Annotated in this window: 28 protein-coding genes; 19 read left to right on the top strand and 9 right to left on the bottom strand. The window is 56.0% G+C overall.

All coding sequences use genetic code 11. From position 1 onward, the window contains the following. Positions 1 to 146 precede the first annotated feature (146 nt). The 5 genes from L1249_RS17665 to L1249_RS05075 all read left to right on the top strand — a co-directional run bounded on the left by L1249_RS17665 (position 147) and on the right by L1249_RS05075 (position 3,573). Positions 147 to 377 (top strand): N-6 DNA methylase, encoded by a 231-nt coding sequence (locus L1249_RS17665; protein WP_390903903.1) that lies wholly within the window; start codon positions 147 to 149, stop codon positions 375 to 377. A gap of 4 nt (positions 378 to 381) precedes the next feature. Then, positions 382 to 1,800: an N-6 DNA methylase gene (locus L1249_RS17440; RefSeq protein ID WP_137095209.1), complete on the top strand. Its 1,419-nt coding sequence runs from the start codon at positions 382 to 384 to the stop codon at positions 1,798 to 1,800. Positions 1,801 to 1,877: 77 nt separating this feature from the next. Next, positions 1,878 to 2,731, top strand: a protein-coding gene (locus L1249_RS05085) for an IS5 family transposase (RefSeq protein WP_137095258.1) whose coding sequence is annotated in 2 segments (ribosomal slippage) — positions 1,878 to 2,220 and positions 2,220 to 2,731 — 855 coding nt in all. Because the reading frame shifts where the segments join, the coding sequence is not laid out codon by codon here. Positions 2,732 to 2,851: 120 nt separating this feature from the next. Continuing rightward, positions 2,852 to 3,154 (top strand): putative quinol monooxygenase, encoded by a 303-nt coding sequence (locus L1249_RS05080; protein ID WP_054640923.1) that lies wholly within the window; start codon positions 2,852 to 2,854, stop codon positions 3,152 to 3,154. Between the two features lie 131 nt (positions 3,155 to 3,285). After that, a complete protein-coding gene (locus L1249_RS05075) occupies positions 3,286 to 3,573 on the top strand; it encodes a hypothetical protein (RefSeq protein WP_062359341.1) in 288 nt (95 codons plus the stop codon). An 85-nt stretch (positions 3,574 to 3,658) separates the two neighbouring features. On the opposite strand, the gene L1249_RS05070 is transcribed toward L1249_RS05075, so the two are convergent. Next, positions 3,659 to 3,973 (bottom strand): type II toxin-antitoxin system RelE/ParE family toxin, encoded by a 315-nt coding sequence (locus L1249_RS05070; RefSeq protein WP_044630801.1) that lies wholly within the window; start codon positions 3,971 to 3,973, stop codon positions 3,659 to 3,661. Between the two features lie 2 nt (positions 3,974 to 3,975). Then, complete coding sequence (locus tag L1249_RS17435; protein WP_054640924.1) at positions 3,976 to 4,212, bottom strand: addiction module protein; 237 nt, start codon at positions 4,210 to 4,212, stop codon at positions 3,976 to 3,978. Positions 4,213 to 4,407: 195 nt separating this feature from the next. Here L1249_RS17435 and L1249_RS05060 point away from each other — a divergent pair, with 195 nt between their 5' ends. The 4 genes from L1249_RS05060 to L1249_RS05045 all read left to right on the top strand — a co-directional run bounded on the left by L1249_RS05060 (position 4,408) and on the right by L1249_RS05045 (position 5,603). After that, positions 4,408 to 4,665, top strand: a complete 258-nt coding sequence (locus tag L1249_RS05060; protein ID WP_022992576.1) for a type II toxin-antitoxin system Phd/YefM family antitoxin — start codon at positions 4,408 to 4,410, stop codon at positions 4,663 to 4,665. Further along, positions 4,653 to 4,955: a type II toxin-antitoxin system RelE/ParE family toxin gene (locus L1249_RS05055; RefSeq protein WP_061332717.1), complete on the top strand. Its 303-nt coding sequence runs from the start codon at positions 4,653 to 4,655 to the stop codon at positions 4,953 to 4,955. Before L1249_RS05060 ends, L1249_RS05055 begins: the two co-directional genes overlap by 13 nt. Before the next feature lie 145 nt (positions 4,956 to 5,100). Next, positions 5,101 to 5,343, top strand: coding sequence for a type II toxin-antitoxin system Phd/YefM family antitoxin (locus tag L1249_RS05050; protein WP_044627930.1), 243 nt, complete (start codon positions 5,101 to 5,103; stop codon positions 5,341 to 5,343). Then, positions 5,340 to 5,603 (top strand): Txe/YoeB family addiction module toxin, encoded by a 264-nt coding sequence (locus L1249_RS05045; RefSeq protein ID WP_044627929.1) that lies wholly within the window; start codon positions 5,340 to 5,342, stop codon positions 5,601 to 5,603. The genes L1249_RS05050 and L1249_RS05045 overlap by 4 nt, the downstream gene beginning before the upstream one ends. Positions 5,604 to 5,610: 7 nt before the next feature. Here the strand turns inward: L1249_RS05045 and L1249_RS05040 are convergent, their stop codons facing one another. The 3 genes from L1249_RS05040 to tnpB are packed head-to-tail and all read right to left on the bottom strand — an operon-like array spanning position 5,611 to position 6,386. After that, a complete protein-coding gene (locus tag L1249_RS05040; RefSeq protein WP_044627928.1) occupies positions 5,611 to 5,865 on the bottom strand; it encodes a Txe/YoeB family addiction module toxin in 255 nt (84 codons plus the stop codon). Continuing rightward, entirely contained in the window at positions 5,862 to 6,113 is a 252-nt protein-coding gene (locus L1249_RS05035; RefSeq protein WP_044627927.1) for a type II toxin-antitoxin system Phd/YefM family antitoxin, read from the bottom strand. The genes L1249_RS05040 and L1249_RS05035 overlap by 4 nt, the downstream gene beginning before the upstream one ends. A gap of 57 nt (positions 6,114 to 6,170) precedes the next feature. Beyond that, positions 6,171 to 6,386, bottom strand: a complete 216-nt coding sequence (tnpB, locus tag L1249_RS05030; RefSeq protein WP_137093240.1) for an IS66 family insertion sequence element accessory protein TnpB — start codon at positions 6,384 to 6,386, stop codon at positions 6,171 to 6,173. 68 nt (positions 6,387 to 6,454) lie between these two features. On the opposite strand from tnpB, the gene L1249_RS05025 reads away from it, so the two are divergent. Beyond that, complete coding sequence (locus L1249_RS05025; RefSeq protein WP_062359340.1) at positions 6,455 to 7,864, top strand: mannose-1-phosphate guanylyltransferase/mannose-6-phosphate isomerase; 1,410 nt, start codon at positions 6,455 to 6,457, stop codon at positions 7,862 to 7,864. 10 nt (positions 7,865 to 7,874) lie between these two features. Here L1249_RS05025 and L1249_RS05020 read toward each other — a convergent pair whose 3' ends face one another. The 4 genes from L1249_RS05020 to L1249_RS05005 form a co-directional block, all read right to left on the bottom strand. After that, positions 7,875 to 8,225, bottom strand: coding sequence for a DUF4870 family protein (locus tag L1249_RS05020; protein WP_062359339.1), 351 nt, complete (start codon positions 8,223 to 8,225; stop codon positions 7,875 to 7,877). A gap of 12 nt (positions 8,226 to 8,237) precedes the next feature. Further along, positions 8,238 to 9,170 (bottom strand): lysophospholipid acyltransferase family protein, encoded by a 933-nt coding sequence (locus tag L1249_RS05015; RefSeq protein ID WP_172416002.1) that lies wholly within the window; start codon positions 9,168 to 9,170, stop codon positions 8,238 to 8,240. Positions 9,171 to 9,173: 3 nt separating this feature from the next. Further along, complete coding sequence (locus tag L1249_RS05010; protein ID WP_044627923.1) at positions 9,174 to 9,569, bottom strand: DUF4870 family protein; 396 nt, start codon at positions 9,567 to 9,569, stop codon at positions 9,174 to 9,176. Between the two features lie 120 nt (positions 9,570 to 9,689). Further along, positions 9,690 to 10,073, bottom strand: coding sequence for a VOC family protein (locus L1249_RS05005; RefSeq protein WP_044627922.1), 384 nt, complete (start codon positions 10,071 to 10,073; stop codon positions 9,690 to 9,692). Positions 10,074 to 10,112: 39 nt separating this feature from the next. Between L1249_RS05005 and L1249_RS05000 the strand changes: the two genes are divergently transcribed. The 9 genes from L1249_RS05000 to L1249_RS04960 all read left to right on the top strand — a co-directional run bounded on the left by L1249_RS05000 (position 10,113) and on the right by L1249_RS04960 (position 19,732). After that, positions 10,113 to 10,751 (top strand): class I SAM-dependent methyltransferase, encoded by a 639-nt coding sequence (locus L1249_RS05000; protein WP_137093238.1) that lies wholly within the window; start codon positions 10,113 to 10,115, stop codon positions 10,749 to 10,751. Positions 10,752 to 10,886: 135 nt separating this feature from the next. Further along, positions 10,887 to 12,257, top strand: a complete 1,371-nt coding sequence (locus L1249_RS04995) for an MFS transporter (RefSeq protein ID WP_062373503.1) — start codon at positions 10,887 to 10,889, stop codon at positions 12,255 to 12,257. 116 nt (positions 12,258 to 12,373) lie between these two features. After that, entirely contained in the window at positions 12,374 to 14,167 is a 1,794-nt protein-coding gene (locus L1249_RS04990; protein ID WP_228168532.1) for an acyl-CoA dehydrogenase, read from the top strand. Positions 14,168 to 14,257: 90 nt separating this feature from the next. After that, entirely contained in the window at positions 14,258 to 15,904 is a 1,647-nt protein-coding gene (locus tag L1249_RS04985; protein WP_062359336.1) for an acyl-CoA synthetase, read from the top strand. Beyond that, complete coding sequence (locus L1249_RS04980) at positions 15,853 to 16,749, top strand: 3-hydroxybutyryl-CoA dehydrogenase (RefSeq protein WP_228168537.1); 897 nt, start codon at positions 15,853 to 15,855, stop codon at positions 16,747 to 16,749. The genes L1249_RS04985 and L1249_RS04980 overlap by 52 nt, the downstream gene beginning before the upstream one ends. A 112-nt stretch (positions 16,750 to 16,861) precedes the next feature. Next, complete coding sequence (locus L1249_RS04975) at positions 16,862 to 17,635, top strand: enoyl-CoA hydratase-related protein (RefSeq protein ID WP_137093231.1); 774 nt, start codon at positions 16,862 to 16,864, stop codon at positions 17,633 to 17,635. A 117-nt stretch (positions 17,636 to 17,752) separates the two neighbouring features. Beyond that, positions 17,753 to 18,370: a LysE family translocator gene (locus L1249_RS04970; protein WP_044627915.1), complete on the top strand. Its 618-nt coding sequence runs from the start codon at positions 17,753 to 17,755 to the stop codon at positions 18,368 to 18,370. A gap of 37 nt (positions 18,371 to 18,407) precedes the next feature. Continuing rightward, positions 18,408 to 19,106, top strand: a complete 699-nt coding sequence (locus L1249_RS04965; RefSeq protein WP_044627914.1) for a glutathione S-transferase family protein — start codon at positions 18,408 to 18,410, stop codon at positions 19,104 to 19,106. A gap of 86 nt (positions 19,107 to 19,192) precedes the next feature. Beyond that, the gene (locus L1249_RS04960; protein WP_137093229.1) at positions 19,193 to 19,732 is read left to right on the top strand and encodes a YaeQ family protein; all 540 of its coding nucleotides are present in this window, start codon (positions 19,193 to 19,195) and stop codon (positions 19,730 to 19,732) included. Positions 19,733 to 19,779 lie beyond the last annotated feature (47 nt).

The following is a 19,779-nucleotide window of genomic DNA, read 5'->3' as shown; positions in this document are numbered from 1 at the left end:
CCCGGCGTGGCTGGTGAGGGTGCGGCGACTGGCGCGGAACTTTATGTTGGGCATGGCACTGTCTGGGTGAATGGCGATAATGGCTATATTGCCATGCAGGTCAGTGGGTTAGAAGTGCTTCCGGGGGGCGGTCTCACGGATTCAGGATTAATTCAAGGTCTGACAATGTAGCAAATGCGTTTGAAGTATTTACTTCAGAGTCGCTTAAAGAAGATAACGGCCAGTTTTTTACTCCCAGAAATGTAGTAAATTTCGCTGTAGATATCGTTGACCCTCAGCCAGGTCAGCGAATGATTGACCACAGCTTGTGGGTCTGGTGGTTTTATTATTTAGGTTTTACACCGTATAAGTCGAGTTTTGGACAGCACTTTGGGTAAGAGAGTGCCCTTAGATAGGCTGATTACGCATAAAAAAGATATATACAAAAAGACGTTATTTGGCTTAGATCAAGAGCGTGACCTAGTCAAGATAACAAAGGCTTATATGTCTATCGTCGGTGATGGGACGGGTGGGATTTTTTCCGCCAACAGCTTAGATGTTAGAAAAGATCTACAGGCGTTTGGAAGAAAGGAGTTGAGAGAAAAGAATTTTGATATTGTTTTAACCAACCCTCCTTTCGGTAAAGACATCAAAGTTGTAGGCGATTTGGTGCGTGAATATGAGTTAGCAGATTTTTACGATAAGACGGGCACGACTAAATCAAAGAGATCTGCTGTAAGACCTTCGGTACTTTTTATCGAGCGTTGCGTTCGTCTTTTGAAACCCGGCTCTGAATCTATTGCCGGAATAGTTCTTCCTGTAGGCGATTTGAGCAATGATGAAGATCGGCATATTAAGGAATGGATTTTTGAAAACTGCTTTATTGAAGCAGTAATTCAGCTTCCTTCGGAAACCTTTCAACCGTATACCGGGACTCAAACATGCTTGATCTTTCTGAGGAACAAGGCTGAAGGCGATCAAGGTGATGTGTTCATGGCGCAAGTAGAAAAGGTTGGTAAAAATCAAAGAGGTAAGGCAATCTTCAAAAGAGACAAGCATGGCACTCAAATCCTCGATTCTCAGGGGCAAAATATTCTCGATGATGACCTGCCAGAGGTTCTTGAAGAATATCGGCGATTCAAAAATGGGAAAAGCTTAAATACAAAAATGTGCTTTTCTGTTAGGCCGAACGATGTATTAAAAAGTTTGCTTCCGAATTATCATAATCCAAAGAACCAAAACAAGAAAATTAATAATAGATCAATATCTTATAAAAGGCTGTCAAGCTTGTGCTCCGAGATATATACGCCGCCGAGGACAAGGCGCGTCTACGTTGAGGAAAAGTATGGGATTCCGTTTTTGTCAGGAACGCACATAACGCAATACATTCCCCAAAAAGTAAAATATATCTCTAAAACTGAAACAAAAAATTTGGAAAGATACATTGTTAGAGAAGGTGATATTGTACTTACTCGTGTGGGCACAATGGGCATTGTTAAGCTTATTGGAGAAGACTTAGATGGGTGGGCAGTTTCAGATAATATTAATATTATCAGGATTGAAAAAAGCATTGTTGATCCAGAGTATGTTTACTCAGTTTTGATAAGTAAATTTGGTCAAAACACAGTTCAGCAGGTTAAGAAAGGCTCTGTCCAGGATTACAACACCCCGAAAGCAATTGGCAATTTAGAAATCCCAGTTTTACCGGAACCTCAGTATTCGGAGATTGTAAATGATGTTAAAAAATCTGAAGCGAGGCGCGTTGATTCTGTTTATGAAATATTAAAAGCTTCGGATAATCTCAACAGTTACTTGTCATAATAGGATATTGCCTAGGTTTTGTACGAAAAGCCTTATCTGCTAATTTTACCTATGCAAAAGCAGCATAGGGGAAAAAAATGGTCGGACGTTACGAGATCTCTGATGACGGCTGGGCACAGATTGAAGATATCGTGGCGCCTCCTCAAACCATGGGCAGGCCCAGGCGGGATGACCGAAAAATGCTCAATGGTATCTTCTGGGTGCTGTGTTCTGGCGCCAAATGGCGTGATTTACCCGAGCGATATGGTCCTTGGTCGACGGTTTATGACCGGTTCCGCAAGTGGCGTGATGACGGCACCTTTGAAGCGGTACTTTCTCGCTTGCAGCTCAAATTACGTGAAGATGGGCTTATGGACCTAGACACGTGGATGATCGATGCCACTTCCGTGCGAGCCACACGCGCTGCCGCTGGAGGCGGTAAAAAGGGGGCTCGAAAGAACCGTTAGACCACGCGCTCGGCCGTAGCCGCGGCGGTTTAACAACCAAAATTCATTTGGTTTGTGATCGTCATGGCTGGCCACTGGCGTTCACGCTGTCTCCTGGTCAAGAGGCAGATTCTCGGCACTTCGTTGCGACATTAGAGAGCATCCATCTACCAGGTGGCGTCGGGCGTCCTCGCAAACGTAGTCGCTATATGGTGGCTGATAAAGGATACGACAGCGATGAGCTGCGTCATTATTGCGACAGGCACGGCATGAAATCCGTGATTGCTCAGCGCAACATGCACCGAAGAACCCGGCCTGGGCTACCCAGGCGGTTCGACAAACCCAAATATCGGCAACGGAATGCGATAGAACGCTGCTTTGGTTGGCTTAAAGAATGTCGCCGCATCGCCACACGCTATGAAAAGCTGGCAAGTAGCTTTAAGGCGATGGTATGCGTGGCGTGCATCGGCCGTTGCTTGCGAGCCAACTTTTCGTACAAAACCTAACAAGTGAATCAAGCCGACCGATTTTCCGCTGCCGCTCCAAATCGGCGGCTTATTCAAGGCGTTAGACTTGCAAGAGAACATCGCGCATCGTGATGTCGTTTTAACAACAGGAGACATGCCATGGTCAAAGTAGCCTTGTTCGTTCGCCTTGAAGCGAAACCCGGAAAAGAGAAAGAGGTTGAGAACTTCCTTGTGAGTGGCCTTCCCATCGTCAATGAGGAGCCTGACACTACTGCGTGGTTTGGCATTCGCCTTGGACCAAGCACTTTCGGAATCTTTGATGCTTTCCCGGATGAAGCGGGTCGGCAGGCCCATCTCTCCGGCAAGGTCGCAGCCGCGTTGATGGAAAAGGCAGGTGAGTTGTTCTCCGAGCCCCCGTCCATCGAAAACGTTGATGTACTTGCGGCAAAGCTACCTGGCTAGCAAGCCTAACAATTCGTTCAAGCCGAGACCGCTTCGCGGACTCGGCTTGGTGCTGTGGTATCGTTGCACCCGCCTCGGCCGCGTGCGCGGTCCGGCTTAACTCAGGTGTTAACTGTCAAAAGGAATATGCCATGTACAAGGAGTTTGAAAATCCGCTTCCGCCTAAATTCGGCCGAATGTTTGTCGGCAACGATGCGAAATTGAACCAGGGGCCGCCGAGACCAAATGACACCGTGACGATTCGGGCGGGAGATTCCATAGACTTCTATATCCTTGTCGAAGAATGCGCCCCCGATCTCGTTAGCGGTGAACTAGTGGGTATTGGCCCAGATCCCAGATGGGAATACCAAGGCTGGTCCTATGGAGGCAAGATAAAGGTTCCAGAGTCAGCAGTTACGGCGATAATTCGGGCAGATTAATCAGTTAACCAAGCGGTCAACCGGACCCCAAAAGCGTGCCGCTTTTGGTTCCCTCCGTTGCGCTCCGGCGCCGGTTACCTCAGCGTTAGGGCTTACTGCGTCCCAGCCAATAGCCAGGTTTTCGGGAATGGTGAGCAACCGCAATGACTATAGCCTCTTCTGGCAGTTCAATGGCGACTATATCGTATGGGAAGCGCTCCAGAATCAGGCGTCTTGCACCGGTATCGCCGGCTTCTTTGGGGAGAGGTGATAAAGGGAGGAAGTCTTCTTCAATAACGTCGATAGCTGCATCAACAGCAGCGAAAAACTCGGCTCCGAGTCCAGGCTGCTCATATTCATACCATGCTGCTGCCTCTATCGCTTCCTGCGAGGCCTCTTCCAGTATCCTTACCTTTCGCACTGTTACTGGCCCAACCTCGCTCTCATCTTTGATCGAAATTCTTCACGGCTGAGCAGCGTGGCTTTTCCGCTTTTGACATTGGACACACGGCGAACAATTTCATCGTTCCACGCCTGTTCTACCGAGTCGTCACGGGGGCCGTCCAGACTCATTATGAGCTCCCGAGCCAACGCTGCACGTTCCGACTCGGAGAGAGTCGAAATCTGGGAGCGTAGGTGGTCTAATGTTTCGGTAGCCATGGAGCCTCCGCAAATGACGATACGATTATGCTATCCCTATTCAAAGGCCCTAACAAGACCAGGCACGGCGACGGCTACTACATTCCGGCTTCGCCTACATTCCGTAGCCGCGCATGCTGGCTGGCGTTAGCTGTGATTGCCTCACCTGAAAAGTGATACTATAGTGTCACTATCAGTCTGATTTAGGGTGAGCCCATGAAAGTTGAGCTTGTTACGAACCTCAAGCGCCAAGCCACAAAGATTCTGGCAGATCTGCACTTGTCTAAAGAGCCGATACTGATCACGGAGCATGGTCAGCCATCGGCATATCTTGTCGATGTGCAGGATTACGAGTTTATGCAGCGCCGACTTGAGCTGCTTGAGGGGCTCTCACGGGGAGAGCGTGCTGTACTTGAGGGAAGAACGTACAGCCAAAGTGAGGCCAGGGAGAAAATGAGTAAATGGCTGAAGTAATCTGGACGGAGCCTGCTCTGCAAGAACTGGATGCCATCGCTGAGTACATTGCTCTGGATAATCCTGTTGCCGCAAGTCATCTGGTCCAAGAAGTTTTCGATAAGACCGAGCGCTTGGAAGATTTTCCCCAATCCGGACGGATTCCTCCAGAGCTCCCTAATTCGGTATACAGGGAGGTAGTGGTTCCACCGTGTCGCATTTTTTATCGTGAGGATAAGAAGCGGGTTCTCGTCCTCTATGTCATGCGAGAGGAGCGGCAGCTTCGTGCGTACATGCTTGGGAACAGCTAACCAGGCGCGTCACTCGGATGCCTTTGTCCCTGCTTCGCTACGTCAAAGTCACCGGTGCGCTTCGGCGTTAGCCAGGACGCTCGTCTTGACGTACGTACCTATAGGCGTACACTTGGTGAAAAGTTAAACACGCAAGAGGTGCGTCATGGCCGGAATCACAGCAACTGAGGCGCGCAGCAACCTTTATCGGTTGATTGACGAGACCGCCGAGTCCCACCAACCAATCGTCATTATGGGTAAGCGGAACAAAGCTGTTCTGGTATCCGAAGAAGACTGGTCTGCCATTCAAGAAACACTTTACCTGCTCTCCGTGCCAGGTATGCGGGAGTCTATTCGTGAGGGGATGGATACCCCGGTCGAGGAATGCGATGAGGAGCTGGACTGGTGACATGGAAGCTGGTTTACACCAAGCAAGCCCAGAAAGATGCAAAAAAGTTGGCCTCCAGCGGCCTCAAACCAAAAGCTCAAGAACTGTTAGCGCTAATAGCGGAAGATCCTTATCGCAAGCCGCCTCCGTTTGAGAAGCTAATTGGTGATCTTGCGGGGGCCTATTCGCGCCGCATTAATATTCAGCATCGCCTGGTCTACCAAGTACTGGAGGACGAGCAAGTGGTGAAAGTCCTCAGACTCTGGAGCCACTACGATTAATGCATAATCAGTGGTGATACCGGAGCTGGGCGATAAGCAAAGCGTCATCCGTGACTTTGTAAGCTATTCGGTGTTCTTCGTTGATCCGGCGAGACCAGTACCCGGCGAGGCTGTGTTTGAGGGGCTCTGGTTTGCCAACACCTTCGAACGGTTCTCGTTTGGTCTCTTTGATCAGTTTGTTGATTCGGTTAAGTATCTTTTTGTCGGTTTTCTGCCAGTACAGATAGTCTTCCCAGGCGTTCTCGGAGAAGATGAGTTTCATTCAAGAAGTTCCTTTTCTTGACCACCGCCTTGCTCCAGCTCGGCAACGGATTCCAGCAAACGCCGTGCGTTTTTTGGTGCGCGCAGAAGGTATGCAGTCTCTTGCAGCGCCTCGTAGTCCTCTAGGGAGATCATTACCACGGACTGCGACTTGTTCCGGGTGATGATCACAGGGGAATGGTCTTCACAGACCTGCTCCATGGTTTTTGCTAGATTGGTTCTAGCGGCTGTGTAGCTAATGGCATCCATAAGGTTGCTCCTGTACAGGATGTTGACCATGGTCAGGATACCGTACACAAAAAAGATTTAACAATCGGCTGTACAGCGACCGATTTTTCGCCGCTTCGCGGCTCCAAACCGGCGCGTGATCCGGGAGGCGGATAACGGCACCCGGAAGTGCCCCTGCTCCAAGCGCTTGGCCCACAGGCAATAACCGGTGGCGGTAAAATACAGCATCTTCATCTGGGCCTTGCGCCGATTGACGAAGACGAAATACTGGCTCGCCCGCAGGATGCGCTGCATATGAGCCAGCTGCGCCACTGGCTGCAGCAAGACTTTGGCCCTTCAGCACCATCACCAAGGACGACACCATGATTCAACCGGTTATTCTGAGCGGTGGCAGCGGCACCCGGCTTTGGCCGCTCTCCCGCGAGCAGATGCCCAAACAGTTTTTGCGCTTAACCGGCGAGCAGAGCCTGCTTCAGCAAACGCTCACCCGCCTTGAGGGCTTGACGACGCTACCGCCGATGCTGATAGGCCACCACTCGCACCGGTTCTTAATGGCCGAGCAACTTCGCGAAGTTCAGCAAAAGGGCCAGATCGTACTAGAGCCAGCAGGGCGCAATACCGCCCCGGCGATTGCTTGCGCGGCACTGCTGGCAAGGCAATCGGGCGAAGACCCGCTGCTGCTGGTGTTACCTGCAGACCACGTGATAGGCGATGCGCTAGCGTTTACCGATAGCGTGCAGCGTGCTGAACCGCTCGCAGAGCAGGGCTATTTGGTCACCTTTGGCGTGGTGCCGACGCACCCAGAAACCGGCTACGGCTACATTGCCTGTGGCAATGCGCTGGGGGCAGGGCACCATCTGGAGGCGTTCATCGAAAAACCCGCGCTAGAGCGCGCCAAAGCATTGCTTGAGCAGGGCGATACGCTCTGGAATAGCGGTATGTTCTTGCTGCGTGCCTCCCGCTATTTGGCGGAACTTGAACGGCTTCAGCCAGACATGCTGGCCGCCTGCCAAGAAGCCGTAGCCCGCGCCCAGCGTGATTTGGATTTTCTGCGCTTGGACGAGCAGGCGTTCCAGCGCTGCCCCAGCGAATCGATCGATTACGCGGTCATGGAGCACTGCTCCCAGGCTGCCGTGGTGCCTTTGGATGCCCAATGGAGCGATATAGGCAGCTTCGATGCGCTGATGGCGACCCATACGATTGATGCAGCGGGCAATGTGGTCACCGGAGATGGGGTGTTGAGCGATACTCAGCGCTCGTTAGTGGTAGCGAACCACCGATTGGTGGCCACACTTGGCGTTGAAGACCTGATCGTGGTGGAAACCTCGGACAGTGTACTGGTGGCCCATCGCGACAAGGCGCAGGGCGTTAAGCAGCTCGTCGCGGCGCTGACCCAGGCTGGGCGCAGCGAGCCGCATACCTCGCCGCAGGTACACCGCCCTTGGGGCAGCTTTCAAGCCATGAACAGCGGCGAGCGCTACCAAGTGAAGCATATTACCGTGCGCCCTGGGGCGCGGCTTTCGCTACAGCGCCACCACCACCGCGCCGAGCACTGGGTGGTGGTCAGCGGCACGGCTAAGGTGACGCTGGATGAACGCACGTTTTTGGTCAGCGAGAACCAGTCGACTTACATCCCCATTGGCGCACTGCACCGTTTGGAGAACCCGGGCAAAATCCCGCTGGAGCTGATCGAAGTACAGTCTGGCAGTTACCTGGGCGAGGATGATATCGAGCGGTTGGATGACGTGTACGCTCGCCACAGCGATGAGTAATTGAGCGCACTTACCAGAGCCAGCTACCGGGCCGTGCCGGTGGCTGGCCTTTACTCACCGCCACCCAACCGATAATGCAGCGCACGCCTAGCCATACCACCAGCAGCGGCCAGAGCAGTGTCCCGATAAAGATCAGGCTCAGGGTAAACGTGACGATAAAGTAGAGGCTGCCGATCCAGAACGTGCGGATGAGGTAGCGGTAGTGGGCCTGTAGCCAAGGCGCTGCTTCTTTGCGATAGACATAGGCGATAATCACACCGATCAATAGCGTGACATTAGCCGTGACCAGCCCTGCTAAATAGAGGGCATAAATAATTTGCGTGGGACGCGTATCCTGTTTGGGGAGGTACTGCTCAGTCATGCCCATCCTCACTTAATAGAGACGGAAATCGTTGGCGTTAGGCAGCCCTTGCTGCTCTTCCACCACTTTGCGGTAGCGTTTGTACTCCCACTGATACTGCGCCGGATCCAGGGCAATGGAGGCTTCAACGCTGGCATTCACGCCGGTAGCTGACTCTGTATCATCAGCGCTATACACCCGCTCGTCAGCGTCTAGGAAGTGGATATCGAAGCCTTTGCCAGGAATACGCAGGGCCACACCGGTGACCACCCGTGCCTGTGTGCGCGCCACCAGCTTGGGTAACAGCGTCGCGGTATAGGAATCGCGGCCATAGAACGGCGCAAACACGCCGCTACCCCAGTCCGGCTCTTGGTCCGGCAAAATACCAATGGCCTCGCTACGTTTCAGCGCTTTGAGCAGCGCCGCCACGCCCCGTGGGTTAGTGGGCACGAGCTTTGCCCCCATGCGCTCGCGGCCATGGCGGATAATCGGCTCCAGCCCTGCGATTTTGGGCGGCTCGTACATAGCGGTAAACGGAAAGTGGCTGGAAAGCCAAAAGTTCAGCACTTCCCAGTTTCCAAAGTGAGGAGCAAGCACGATCACGCCGCGCCCCTCGGCCCGGGCGCTATCCAGCTTGTCGCGGCCATGTACCGCTAGAATGCTGGCTTCTACCTTCTCGGGCGGGGCCATCCAGGCGTGACCGAGTTCCAGCATCGTCGCGGTGGAGTGCTGTAGGCTCTGTTTGGCCAGGGATTGCCGTTGATTGGCAGGCGCGTCGGGGTAGACCACCTTCAGATTGATCTCGGTTACCTTGCGCTCGCGTTTGCTAAAGCGATACACCTGCGGGCCGACCAGAGCCGCAATGCGCCAGAGCCAGCGCACCGGCCAGCGGGAGAGCGTGCGCCATAGCGTTGCAATGGCACGGGCTTGAAAGCGCGATGCAGGGGGAGTTGCCTGTTCGGTCATGGGTTACAGTAGCCAGCTATCGACATTGGAGGGCGCGCGCTTCTCCTGCAGCCCTTTAAAGCCCTTTACGCAGCGCACGATAAACCACACGACCAACGCCAACAGCATGGGGAAGCCAACAAGAATCAGGGTAAGCAGCGTAGCGATACTGCCGTAGAGCAGGCCAATCCAGAAGGTGCGGATCTGATAGCGGTAGTGCTCATCTAGCCATACTGGACCTTTGCCGCGGTAGACATAAGCAATAATCACGCCGATTAGTGACGTAAAACCCAACACAAAGCTTGCCAGGTAGAGAGCGTAAATCACCATGGCCATGGTGGTGTCTGGGGCGGGGGAGGTCTCTTCCGACGAAGTGTGGTGGTTAACCACTTCGCCTTCCAATGGGGCGTCATCACGCATGGGCGTACCTTTTCTATTCAGTTTAATTCGAGCATCCTGCGGACACCTTCTCTGCGCGCTATGATAGCGTGGGCAGTGCGACTTATCACCCGCAGGCCACCCACGCCTAGGGTTGAGCGCTTAACGCGCTGCCGGGCGGCAGATTTCCAGCAGGTTGCCGTCGGGGTCGCGCAGGTAAATCGACTCGATGGGGCCGCTGGCACCCTGGCGGGCCACGGGGCCAAGCTCGACCTCGATGGCCAGTGCATCCAGGTGCTGCTTAAACTCGTCCAGCGGTAGCTGGCAGCGCAGGCATAAATCCAGGCTGCCCGGTGTTGGCGTGGCTGAAATGGGCGCGATATCGGTATCGGTTTGGTGCAAGCGCAGGGCCGTGTCACCCAGCATCAAGTCAACGCGCTGAGCGTCCCGATAGCGTACATCCAGGCCTAATACACGAGAGTAAAAATCCACTGCGCGACCCATATCGGTCACGGTAACCACAAGATGATCCAGACCTGAGAGCATGCCTCTTTCCTTAATACAAACGTAAAACCAGAGAATACGATGATGCGACGCTGTCCGCTATGCCACGCGCAGGAGTCTGCGCTGTACCACCAAGACCGTCGCCGTGATTACTACCAGTGTGCCACGTGTGCGCTAGTGTTTGTGCCTAGCGAGCAGCATTTAACCGCTGCCGCCGAAAAAGCCGAGTACGACCAGCACCAAAACTCGCCGCAGGATACGGGATATCGGCGCTTTTTGGGGCGTTTATTTAATCCGTTGGCAACAAAGCTAGCTCCTGGCGCAAGAGGGCTGGATTTTGGCTGCGGCCCTGGGCCAACGCTCTCGGTGATGTTTGAGGAAGCGGGCTTTGATATAGATGTGTATGACATCTTTTACGCGCCCCATGCCGCGAATCTGACTCGCCAGTATGACTTCATTACCGCCACCGAAGTAGTGGAGCACTTGGCGGCACCGGGCGAGGCGCTGAACCAGCGGGTCGCGCAACTGCTACCCGGAGGCTATCTTGGGCTGATGACCAAGCGAGTGACGAGCCAGCAAGCCTTCGCCCGCTGGCACTATATTAACGACCCAACCCACGTCTGCTTTTTTAGTGAAGCGACCTTCCGCTGGTGGGCGGCTGAACAGGGTTTAACAGTCGAATTTACTGGCAACGACGTGGTAATTTTTAGAAAACACTAATCTGCTTGCTATAAGGGCGAAAAAGCATTGACTTTGCGCCTATGGAAGCAATAATTGCGCGCCCGTTTTCTTGCCTGTTTGATGTGATGGCGTGTTAACGGCAACGATTCATCCATTGAGCAAGGTGAGGTACGCATGTCGCGGCAACTGCTGGCCATGGCGTTAGCGCCCCTACTAGGGCTGTTTATTCTTGGGATTGGCAATGGCTTTCTCGCCACGCTGATTACCGTGCGCTTAGACGCAGCAGGTGAATCGGCGACGGTGATCGGGATTGTCTCGTCAGCCTATTTCATCGGCCTGGCCCTGGGGGCCATGTTTAATGATCGCCTGTTGCTGCGCATTGGCCATATTCGTGCTTACGGCAGTTTTGCATCGCTGGTGGCCGTCACCGTGCTGTTGCAGGGGTTGTTCTTCGACCCTTGGGCGTGGTTTGCCCTGCGCCTGGTGGGCGGTTGGGCCACGGTAGGCGTCTATCTGGTCATCGAGAGCTGGCTGTTGACCGCGGGCGACCAGAAAGTGCGTGGCCGCCTGCTGGCACTGTACATGATCTCCCTTTACGCCGCTGGGGTGCTGGGGCAGCTTATGCTCGGTGTCACCAGCGCCATGGGCGACACCGCGCCCTTTATGGTGATTGGCCTGTTGGCGTCGCTCTCGGTACTGCCGATGGCGATGATTCCCCGCGTGTCGCCGCTCATCGAACACGCCGAGCCGCTACCGCCTCTCCGCTTGATTACCATGACACCCACCGGCGTGATGGGCAGTCTAGGTTCCGGCATGGTGGTGGCCGCTGCTTATACGCTGCTGCCGCTTTATCTACAGCGCATTGGTATGAGCGTAAACGAGGTAGGTCAGATGATGGCCGTGCTCGTCCTTGGCGCGATGTTGCTGCAGTACCCCATTGGCCGCTGGTCGGATCGCCATGATCGCCAAATGGTGCTGATTGGTATCAGCGCCTTCTGCGTAGTGATTTCAGCGGCCATGCTGTGGTTGCCGCTCTCCACGCCGCTGCTCGCCGTGCTGCTCTTTTTGCTGGGCGGCGGCGTCTTTGCGCTTTACCCGGTGGCCGTTAGTCATGCCGCCGACCGCGCGCCTGCCGGTGCACTGGTGCGCATGAGCCAAGGCCTTTTGTTGATTAACTCGATTGGTGCCACCATCAGCCCGCTGATGATCTCGCCGGTGATGACCGCCATGGGCGATGCTGGCTTGTTCTGGGCGTTTGGCTCACTGAGTCTATTCTTCGTGCTGTTCTTCGGCTGGCGTCGTAGTGTTCGCCCGGCACCGGTACCGGTGGCACCGTTTACGGCCACTGCGCCGATGACCGCCGCAGGTGCTGAGCTGGTGGTGACCGAGGAGCTGGTACAAGGGGCGCTTGAGCACGAGCACCTGGAAGACCTGTCTGACGTTGTGCCTGAGGTCGACGTGGCCGAACCCGTAGTAGGGCCGCCTCAGGAAGACGAGAGCCATATTACCTATTACGACGATGTAGAAACCGAGGTGCGTCGGTAGGTGAACTGCAATATCGAGTAAGGTGAGACCTTGGGCTAATGGTGTGGCGAAAGTAGGGAAACTACTATCAGCGATAGTGTTTTTACTATTTCACCGCATTTGCCTGGGGTTTTGCCATGAATTATTACGCCGCGCCGGTCCGAGATCTGCGCTTTGTGCTCGAAGAGATGTTAGCGCACCGCTCCTTGGCGTTGCCGGGGTTTGAAGAGGCGACGCCTGATCTCGTCGAGGCTGTGCTGGAAGAGGCTGCGAAACTGGCGGGCGATGTCTGGGGCCCGCTCAACAGCACGGGCGACCGCCAGGGGGCTAAGCGCCATACTGATGGCAGCGTCACCACTCCTGAAGGCTTTGCCGCCGCCTATCAAGCGTATGTGGAGGGCGGCTGGAACGGTATTGGCGTGTCTGAAGAGCTGGGCGGGCAGAACCTACCCGAAGTGGTTGCCAGTGCGGTGCAGGAGATGCTCCACGGCGCGAACATGGCGTTAGGGCTATGCCCGATGCTCACCGCCGGTGCCATCGAGGCGCTGGCCCATCACGGCAGCGATGCCTTAAAAGCGACCTACCTGCCCAAGCTGGTTGAGGGCTCCTGGACCGGCACCATGAACCTCACCGAACCCCAGGCGGGGTCGGACCTCTCCAAAGTGCGCACCAAAGCCGTTCCGGAAGGCGATCACTACCGCATCAGCGGCCAAAAAATCTACATCACCTGGGGCGAGCACGACGCTGCCGAGAACATCATTCACCTCGTCCTTGCCCGCAAGCCCGATGCCCCGGAAGGTAATAAGGGTATTTCGCTGTTCCTGGTTCCCAAATTTCTGGTGAACGACGATGGCTCGCTTGGCGAGCGTAACGACGTCACCTGCGCCTCCATCGAGCACAAGCTCGGCATTCACGGCTCGCCCACTTGCACGCTGAGCTTTGGGGAAAACGGCGGTGCCGTAGGCTATCTGGTGGGGGAGGAGGGGCGCGGGCTCAACCACATGTTCACCATGATGAACGAGGCGCGCCATAAGGTCGGGATCCAAGGGATTGGCGTGGCCGAACGCGCCTGCCAGCACGCCTTGGCCTACGCGAATGACCGCACTCAGGGCCGCTCCCCCAAACAGCGGGGCGGCAGCGAGTGCACCATTAGCGATCACTTTGACGTGCGCCGGATGCTGCTCTCCATGCGTGCCCGTACCGATGCGCTGCGTGCCCTGGCGCTCTACTGTGCCGGGCAGTTAGATATCGCTCGCCGCGCAGAGAGCGACGCCGAACGCCAAGCCGCTCAGGCCTGCGCCGATGTTCTGATCCCGATTGTGAAGAGTTTCTCGACCGACCAAGCGGTGGATATCGCCTCCATGGGCGTGCAGGTACACGGCGGCATGGGCTACGTGGAAGAGACCGGCGCGGCCCAGCTATTGCGGGATGCGCGCATTGCGCCTATCTATGAAGGCACCAACGGCATTCAAGCGCTGGACTTGGCCGGCCGAAAACTGCAGCGAGACGGCGGTGCGGCACTCTCTGCGCTGATCGATGACGTGCATAAAACGGCCGAAGCGCTGCGGGGTGAAGCGTCGCTGGCCAGCATGGGCAGTGCGCTTGCGGCGGGCGCTGACGACCTGCGCGCCGCCATGGCCTTGGTACTGGAGCAGGGCAGCGACCCTGAACACGGTCCCGATGCCGTACAGGCGTACGCCACGCCGCTGTTGAACCTTGCCGGGCACGTACTGTGCGCTTGGCAAATGGGCATTGCAGCGCTGCATGCCCAACAGGCTGTAGACGGCGGCAGCGATGAGCCTTTTTACCGCACCAAACTGTGCAGCGCCGAGTTTGCCATTCACCAATGGCTGCCGGTTGGCCGCGCCCAGCGTGCCGTGGTCGAGGCCGGCTGGCACTGTTTTGGCCAGTTTGATAGCGCCGCCTACTAACGTCCCCGCCGCCTTAAGGGCGGCGGTATTCGTTATAAGTGTCCGATAATAAAACGTCCTATAACAACAGCGAGAGTGCAGGAACCGATCATGACCTCCATCTTTGAACAAGACTTACCGCCAACCGCTGCCAACCATGTGCCGCTCTCGCCGCTCACCTTTATCGAGCGCTCGGCGGCCATCTATCCCGATTATCCGGCTGTGGTGCATGGCACGACGCGCCGCACCTGGGCCGAGACCTGGACACGCTGCCGCCAGCTAGCCTCAGCGCTGGAAAAGCGCGACATTCAACCTGGGCAAACGGTGGCCGCCATGCTGCCCAATATTCCCGCGATGTTCGAGGCTCACTTCGGCGTGCCGCTGGCGGGCTGCGTGCTGAATACGCTCAATATTCGCCTCGATGCCGACGCCATTAGCTATATGCTGGCCCACGGCGAAGCCAAGGTGATTCTGGTAGACCCTGAGTTTGCCGAGGTGATTCAAGCGGCGGTTGCCAAGTTGGAAAGCAAGCCGCTGATTATCGATGTGGCCGACCCGGAATTTTTGGGCGAGACCCAAGGCATTGGCGAGCTGGAGTACGAAGCGCTACTGGCCGAGGGCGACCCTGATTACGCCTACCGGCTGCCCAGCGACGAGTGGCAGGCGATTTCGCTGAACTACACCTCCGGCACCACTGGCAAGCCCAAGGGCGTGGTGTATCACCATCGCGGTGCCTACCTGAACGCGGTGAGCAACATTCTCGAGTGGGCCATGCCCCACCACCCGGTGTATCTGTGGACGCTGCCGATGTTCCACTGCAACGGCTGGTGCTTCCCCTGGACCATTGCCGCCAATGCGGGCGTTAGCGTGTGCCTGCGCAAGGTGGATCCCAAACGCATCACCGACCTGATCGCCGAAGAGGGCGTCACCCACTTCAGCGGCGCGCCGATTGTGCTCAATGGGTTGGTGAACCTACCGGCCGATCAAAAGCGGGTGTTTGATCATCCGGTAAAAGTGACCACCGCCGGTGCCGCGCCGCCCGCCTCGGTGATTGCAGGGGTGGAAAAGCTGGGCATCGAAGTGACCCACGTTTACGGGCTTACCGAGGTGTACGGCCCGGTCACGGTATGTGCTTGGCGCGAGGCGTGGAACGAGCTGCCACTGGAGACCCGTGCCAAAATCAAGGCCCGCCAAGGGGTGCGCTACCACATGCTGGAAGCGCTCTGCGTCGCCGATCCAGTCACGCTGGAACCCGTTGCCAAGGATGGTCAAACCATCGGCGAAATCCTGATGCGCGGCAACAACGTGATGAAGGGGTATCTCAAAAACGCCGAGGCGACGGAAAAAGCGCTGGAGGGCGGCTGGTACCATACCGGTGATTTAGCGGTATGGCATGCCGATGGCTATATCGAGATTAAGGACCGCTCGAAAGATATCATCATTTCCGGCGGTGAAAATATCTCCACCATCGAAGTGGAAGATGCCATTTACAGCCATCCAGCGGTTGAAGAGGCGGCGGTCGTCGCGAAGCCGGATGAAAAGTGGGGCGAAACGCCCTGCGCGTTCGTCAAACTAAAAATTGGCTACGGCGAGGTCACCGAGGCGGATATTATCGCCCACTGCCGTAAGCATCTCGCGAGCTTTAAGGTGCCCAAAACGGTGATTTTTAGCGAACTGCCCAAAACGTCTACGGGCAAAATTCAAAAATTCGTGCTGCGCGAAGAAGCCAAACAGCACCAGTCAGGGGAACAGCAATGAGCGAACAGCGGATTGGCGTGGTAGGCGCAGGCACCATGGGGCAGGGGATTGCTCAAGTGGTGGCCGCCAGTGGCTTTAACGTACAGCTGTACGATGTCGCCGACGAGCAGCTCACCCACGCCAAAGGAGCCATCGATAAAGGGCTTGAGAAGCTTGTTGCCAAAGAGAAGATGACCGCAGAGGGCAAGCAAGAAGCACTCGCTCGACTCTCTACCACCACGGCGCTAGATGCGCTGAGCGACTGCAGCGTGATTATCGAGGCAGCCCCTGAACAGCCTGCGCTGAAAGAGAAGCTGTTTCGGGATATTAGCCATTTAAGTAGCGACGCTATTTTGGCGTCGAACACGTCGTCTCTATCACTGACTCGGCTGGCGGCGGTCTGCGAGCGCCCTGAGCGGGTGGTAGGCATGCACTTCTTCAACCCGGTGCCGGTACTCAAGTTGGTCGAGGTGATCCGCGCCGAGCAGACCTCGGATGCCACCGTAGAGCGCATCGAAGCGCTGACCAAGGCGCTGGGCAAAACCGCTGTGCCGGTGGGCGATGCGCCGGGTTTTGCCGTGAACCGTTTGCTGGTGCCGATGATCAATGAGGCCGCGTTTATCGTGCAGGAAGGCACCGCGACGCCGGAAGCCATCGATGAGGCCATGAAGCTGGGTGCTGCCCACCCGATGGGGCCGCTGGCGCTGGCGGATTTGATCGGCCTAGATGTATGCCTCGCGATTATGGAGGTGCTGCAGGAAGGTTTTGGCGATCCCAAGTACCGCCCCTGCCCGCTGCTCAAGCGCATGGTGGCCGCAGGCTATCTGGGCCGCAAGAGTGGCCGTGGGTTCTATATCTACGAATAGCAGGCTGCGAGCTTAGGGGGGGGCGACAAAAGAAGTGATTGCCACCCAACCAAGCGTTCGCTAGGGTTGAGTGGTAACCACTTCTACGCGCAATAACAATTAAGGAGCCGCCATGAGCGACGCAGTGATCGAGAAGGTTGATAACGATGGCGTGGTACGCCTGACCATTAATCGTCCCAAAGCCTTGAACGCGCTGAACAGCGAAGTGCTCAGCGCTTTGGAAGCGTATTTAGTCGAGCTTGAAGCGCACCCCAACCTGCGGGCGGTATTGATTACCGGTGCTGGGGAAAAATCCTTTGTGGCCGGGGCAGATATCACCGAAATGCGGGATAAAACCCCCGAAGAGGCCCGCGCATTTGCCAGCCAAGCGTTACGTACCATCAAGCGACTTGAAACGCTGCCCGTGCCGGTGGTCGCGCTGGTGAACGGGTTTTGCCTTGGCGGCGGCTGCGAACTGGCGCTGGCCTGCGACTGGGCCGTCGCCAGCGACAACGCGGTCTTCGGCCAGCCGGAAGTCCTGTTAGGTGTCATTCCTGGCTTTGGCGGTACCCAGCGTTTGCCGCGCCGAGTCGGCCCCGCCATGGCGATTGATTTGGTCACCACCGGGCGCAAAATCGATGCCCAGGAAGCGCTGCGCATTGGCCTGGTCAACCGGGTAATGCCCCAGGCCGAGCTTGAGAGCTATGTTGAAGAGCTTACCAAGCAGCTGAAGGGTAACGGGCCGCAGTCGGTACGCGGCGCCAAGCAGGCCGTGCATGACGGCATGGATCAGGACCTCGATAGCGCCCTGGCGCTGGAAACCAGCCTGTTCGCCTTCTGCTTTGCAGGCCAGGAGCAGAAAGAGGGCATGAGCGCCTTTGTCGAGAAGCGCAAACCCAATTTCTAAGCTCTCTTTTTTCTAAGCTCTCTTTTTTCGAGTTTTACTTATTTGAGGGGTGGCGCACGCGTCACCCCTTATTTTATTCTCAGGCTTACTATTTCTTACTATGCCGGAGTGACCGCGATGCAGTGGGCCGCCTTTCTTCTTGCCGCGCTGGGGTTTGCCTATTTACCCGGGCCTGCGATGTTATACACCGCAGCACAAACGCTGGGACGTGGCCGACGGGCGGGCTGGTTGGCGGTGGCTGGGGTGCATCTTGGTTGCTATGTGCATGTTATCGCCGCCGCACTGGGGTTAGCGCTGCTGTTTGCGGCCATTCCACCTGCCTATCTCGCGATGAAAATCATCGGTGGACTCTATTTGCTCTGGATGGGCGTGCGTTTATGGCAACAAGGCATTCGCACGAGCAGTGACGAACTCCCGCTCGCTTCAACCAAGCGGGTACTGCGCGATAGCTTTCTGGTGGAAGTGCTTAACCCTAAAACGGCGCTTTTCTTCGTGGCGTTTCTGCCGCAATTTGTGCAGCCCGATATTGCCATGCCGGTCGCATGGCAATTGCTTTGGTTAGGCATTGCCACCAACGTGCTGTTCTCGTCAGCGGATGTGGTGGTGGTGCTATTGGCCAGCCCGCTTCGCGCATGGCTGCAAACGTCTCATGGCTCTTCCCGGTTGATTCAACGGATTGGCGGAGGCGTATTAATGGGGCTCGGAGGTAATACACTGGTGCAGGCAGCAAGATAGGGCTAGCTAATTTTATTTTCACCATAAGGAGCGCGGCATGTTTGATCTATATATCGCCAATAAGAACTACTCTTCCTGGTCGCTGCGCCCTTGGGTGCTGCTGAAAGCGCTGGAAATTCCCTTTAATGAGCATCTGATGCCCTTTGAAGGTGGCTTTGGGGATAGCTACACCACGTTCAAGCGCTTTTCGCCGTCCGGCTTGGTGCCGTGCCTAGTGGATAACGATCACAATGTCGCCGTGTGGGACTCGCTGGCGATTGTAGAGTACGTGGCGGAAACACACCCGAACGTATGGCCGCAAGAGCGTGAGGCACGGGCCTGGGCGCGCTCCGCCAGTGCCGAGATGCATAGCAGCTTTGGTGCGTTGCGGGATGAGTGTTCCATGAACTGTGGCGTCCGCGTGGCGATGAACGAGCTTTCCCCAGGGCTGAAAAGCAATATGGCACGGTTAGATGCGCTGTGGCAGGAGGGGCTTGCGCGTTTTGGCGGCCCGTTTCTAGCAGGAGACCGCTTCACTGCGGTGGATGCGTTTTATGCCCCCGTGGCGTTTCGTATACAAACCTTCAACTTGACGCTGAGTGAAGTCTCCCTTGCTTATGTGCAGCGCCTGTTAGACCTACCCGCCATGCAAGATTGGTATGCCGCTGCGTTGAAAGAGACATGGCGTGAGCCGATGCATGAAGCAGAAACAGTGAAGTATGCCACTCTGTTGAGCGACGAACGCGCGATAGGCTAGTGCGTAGTGCGTGGATGGCTGCGCGATGATCACTCAAATCCGCTACACTGGCGCGCATATCATTAGAGAATGTTGAGATTCATGTTATGGCGCTAAGTGCTACCCCCTACAAAGTCGACGTTAACCTGACTGACCTGGATCGCAACGTCTATGAAACGTTGCGTTTCACGGTGGCCCGCCATCCCTCTGAAACGGAAGAGCGGCTGTGCGCGCGGCTGATCGCTTATATTCTCTGGTACAGCGAATCGCTGGCATTCGGGCGTGGGCTGTCCAATGTGGATGAGCCCGCCTTGTGGGAAAAAAGCCTGGATGGCCGAGTGCTGCACTGGATAGAGGTCGGTTTGCCCGACGCCGAGCGCTTAACCTGGTGTTCGCGCCGCGCTGAGCGGGTCTCGCTGCTGGCGTATGGCCGCGTGGATATTTGGGAAAGCAAAGTGCTGCCCGCCGTCGCTTCCTTGAAAAATGTGCACGTCGCTGGATTGCCGCAAGAGGCGCTGGCCACCGTGGCAGCAGGCCTACCGAGGGCGATTAACTGGGCCGTCATGATTAGTGACGGTTCGCTGTTTATCACTGATGAAAACGGCCAGCACGAGATCACCCCGCAGTGGCTATTACGGGAGCGATAGGTATTCATGTGCTAGCGTTAAATAACGGACTGGTTGCCAGTTCGTTA

Source organism: Halomonas sp. Cn5-12, from assembly GCF_021532545.1.
Taxonomy (GTDB): domain Bacteria; phylum Pseudomonadota; class Gammaproteobacteria; order Pseudomonadales; family Halomonadaceae; genus Vreelandella; species Vreelandella aquamarina.
Note: the sequence above shows the minus strand (reverse complement) of the source record. Positions and strands in the feature narration are given on the sequence as shown.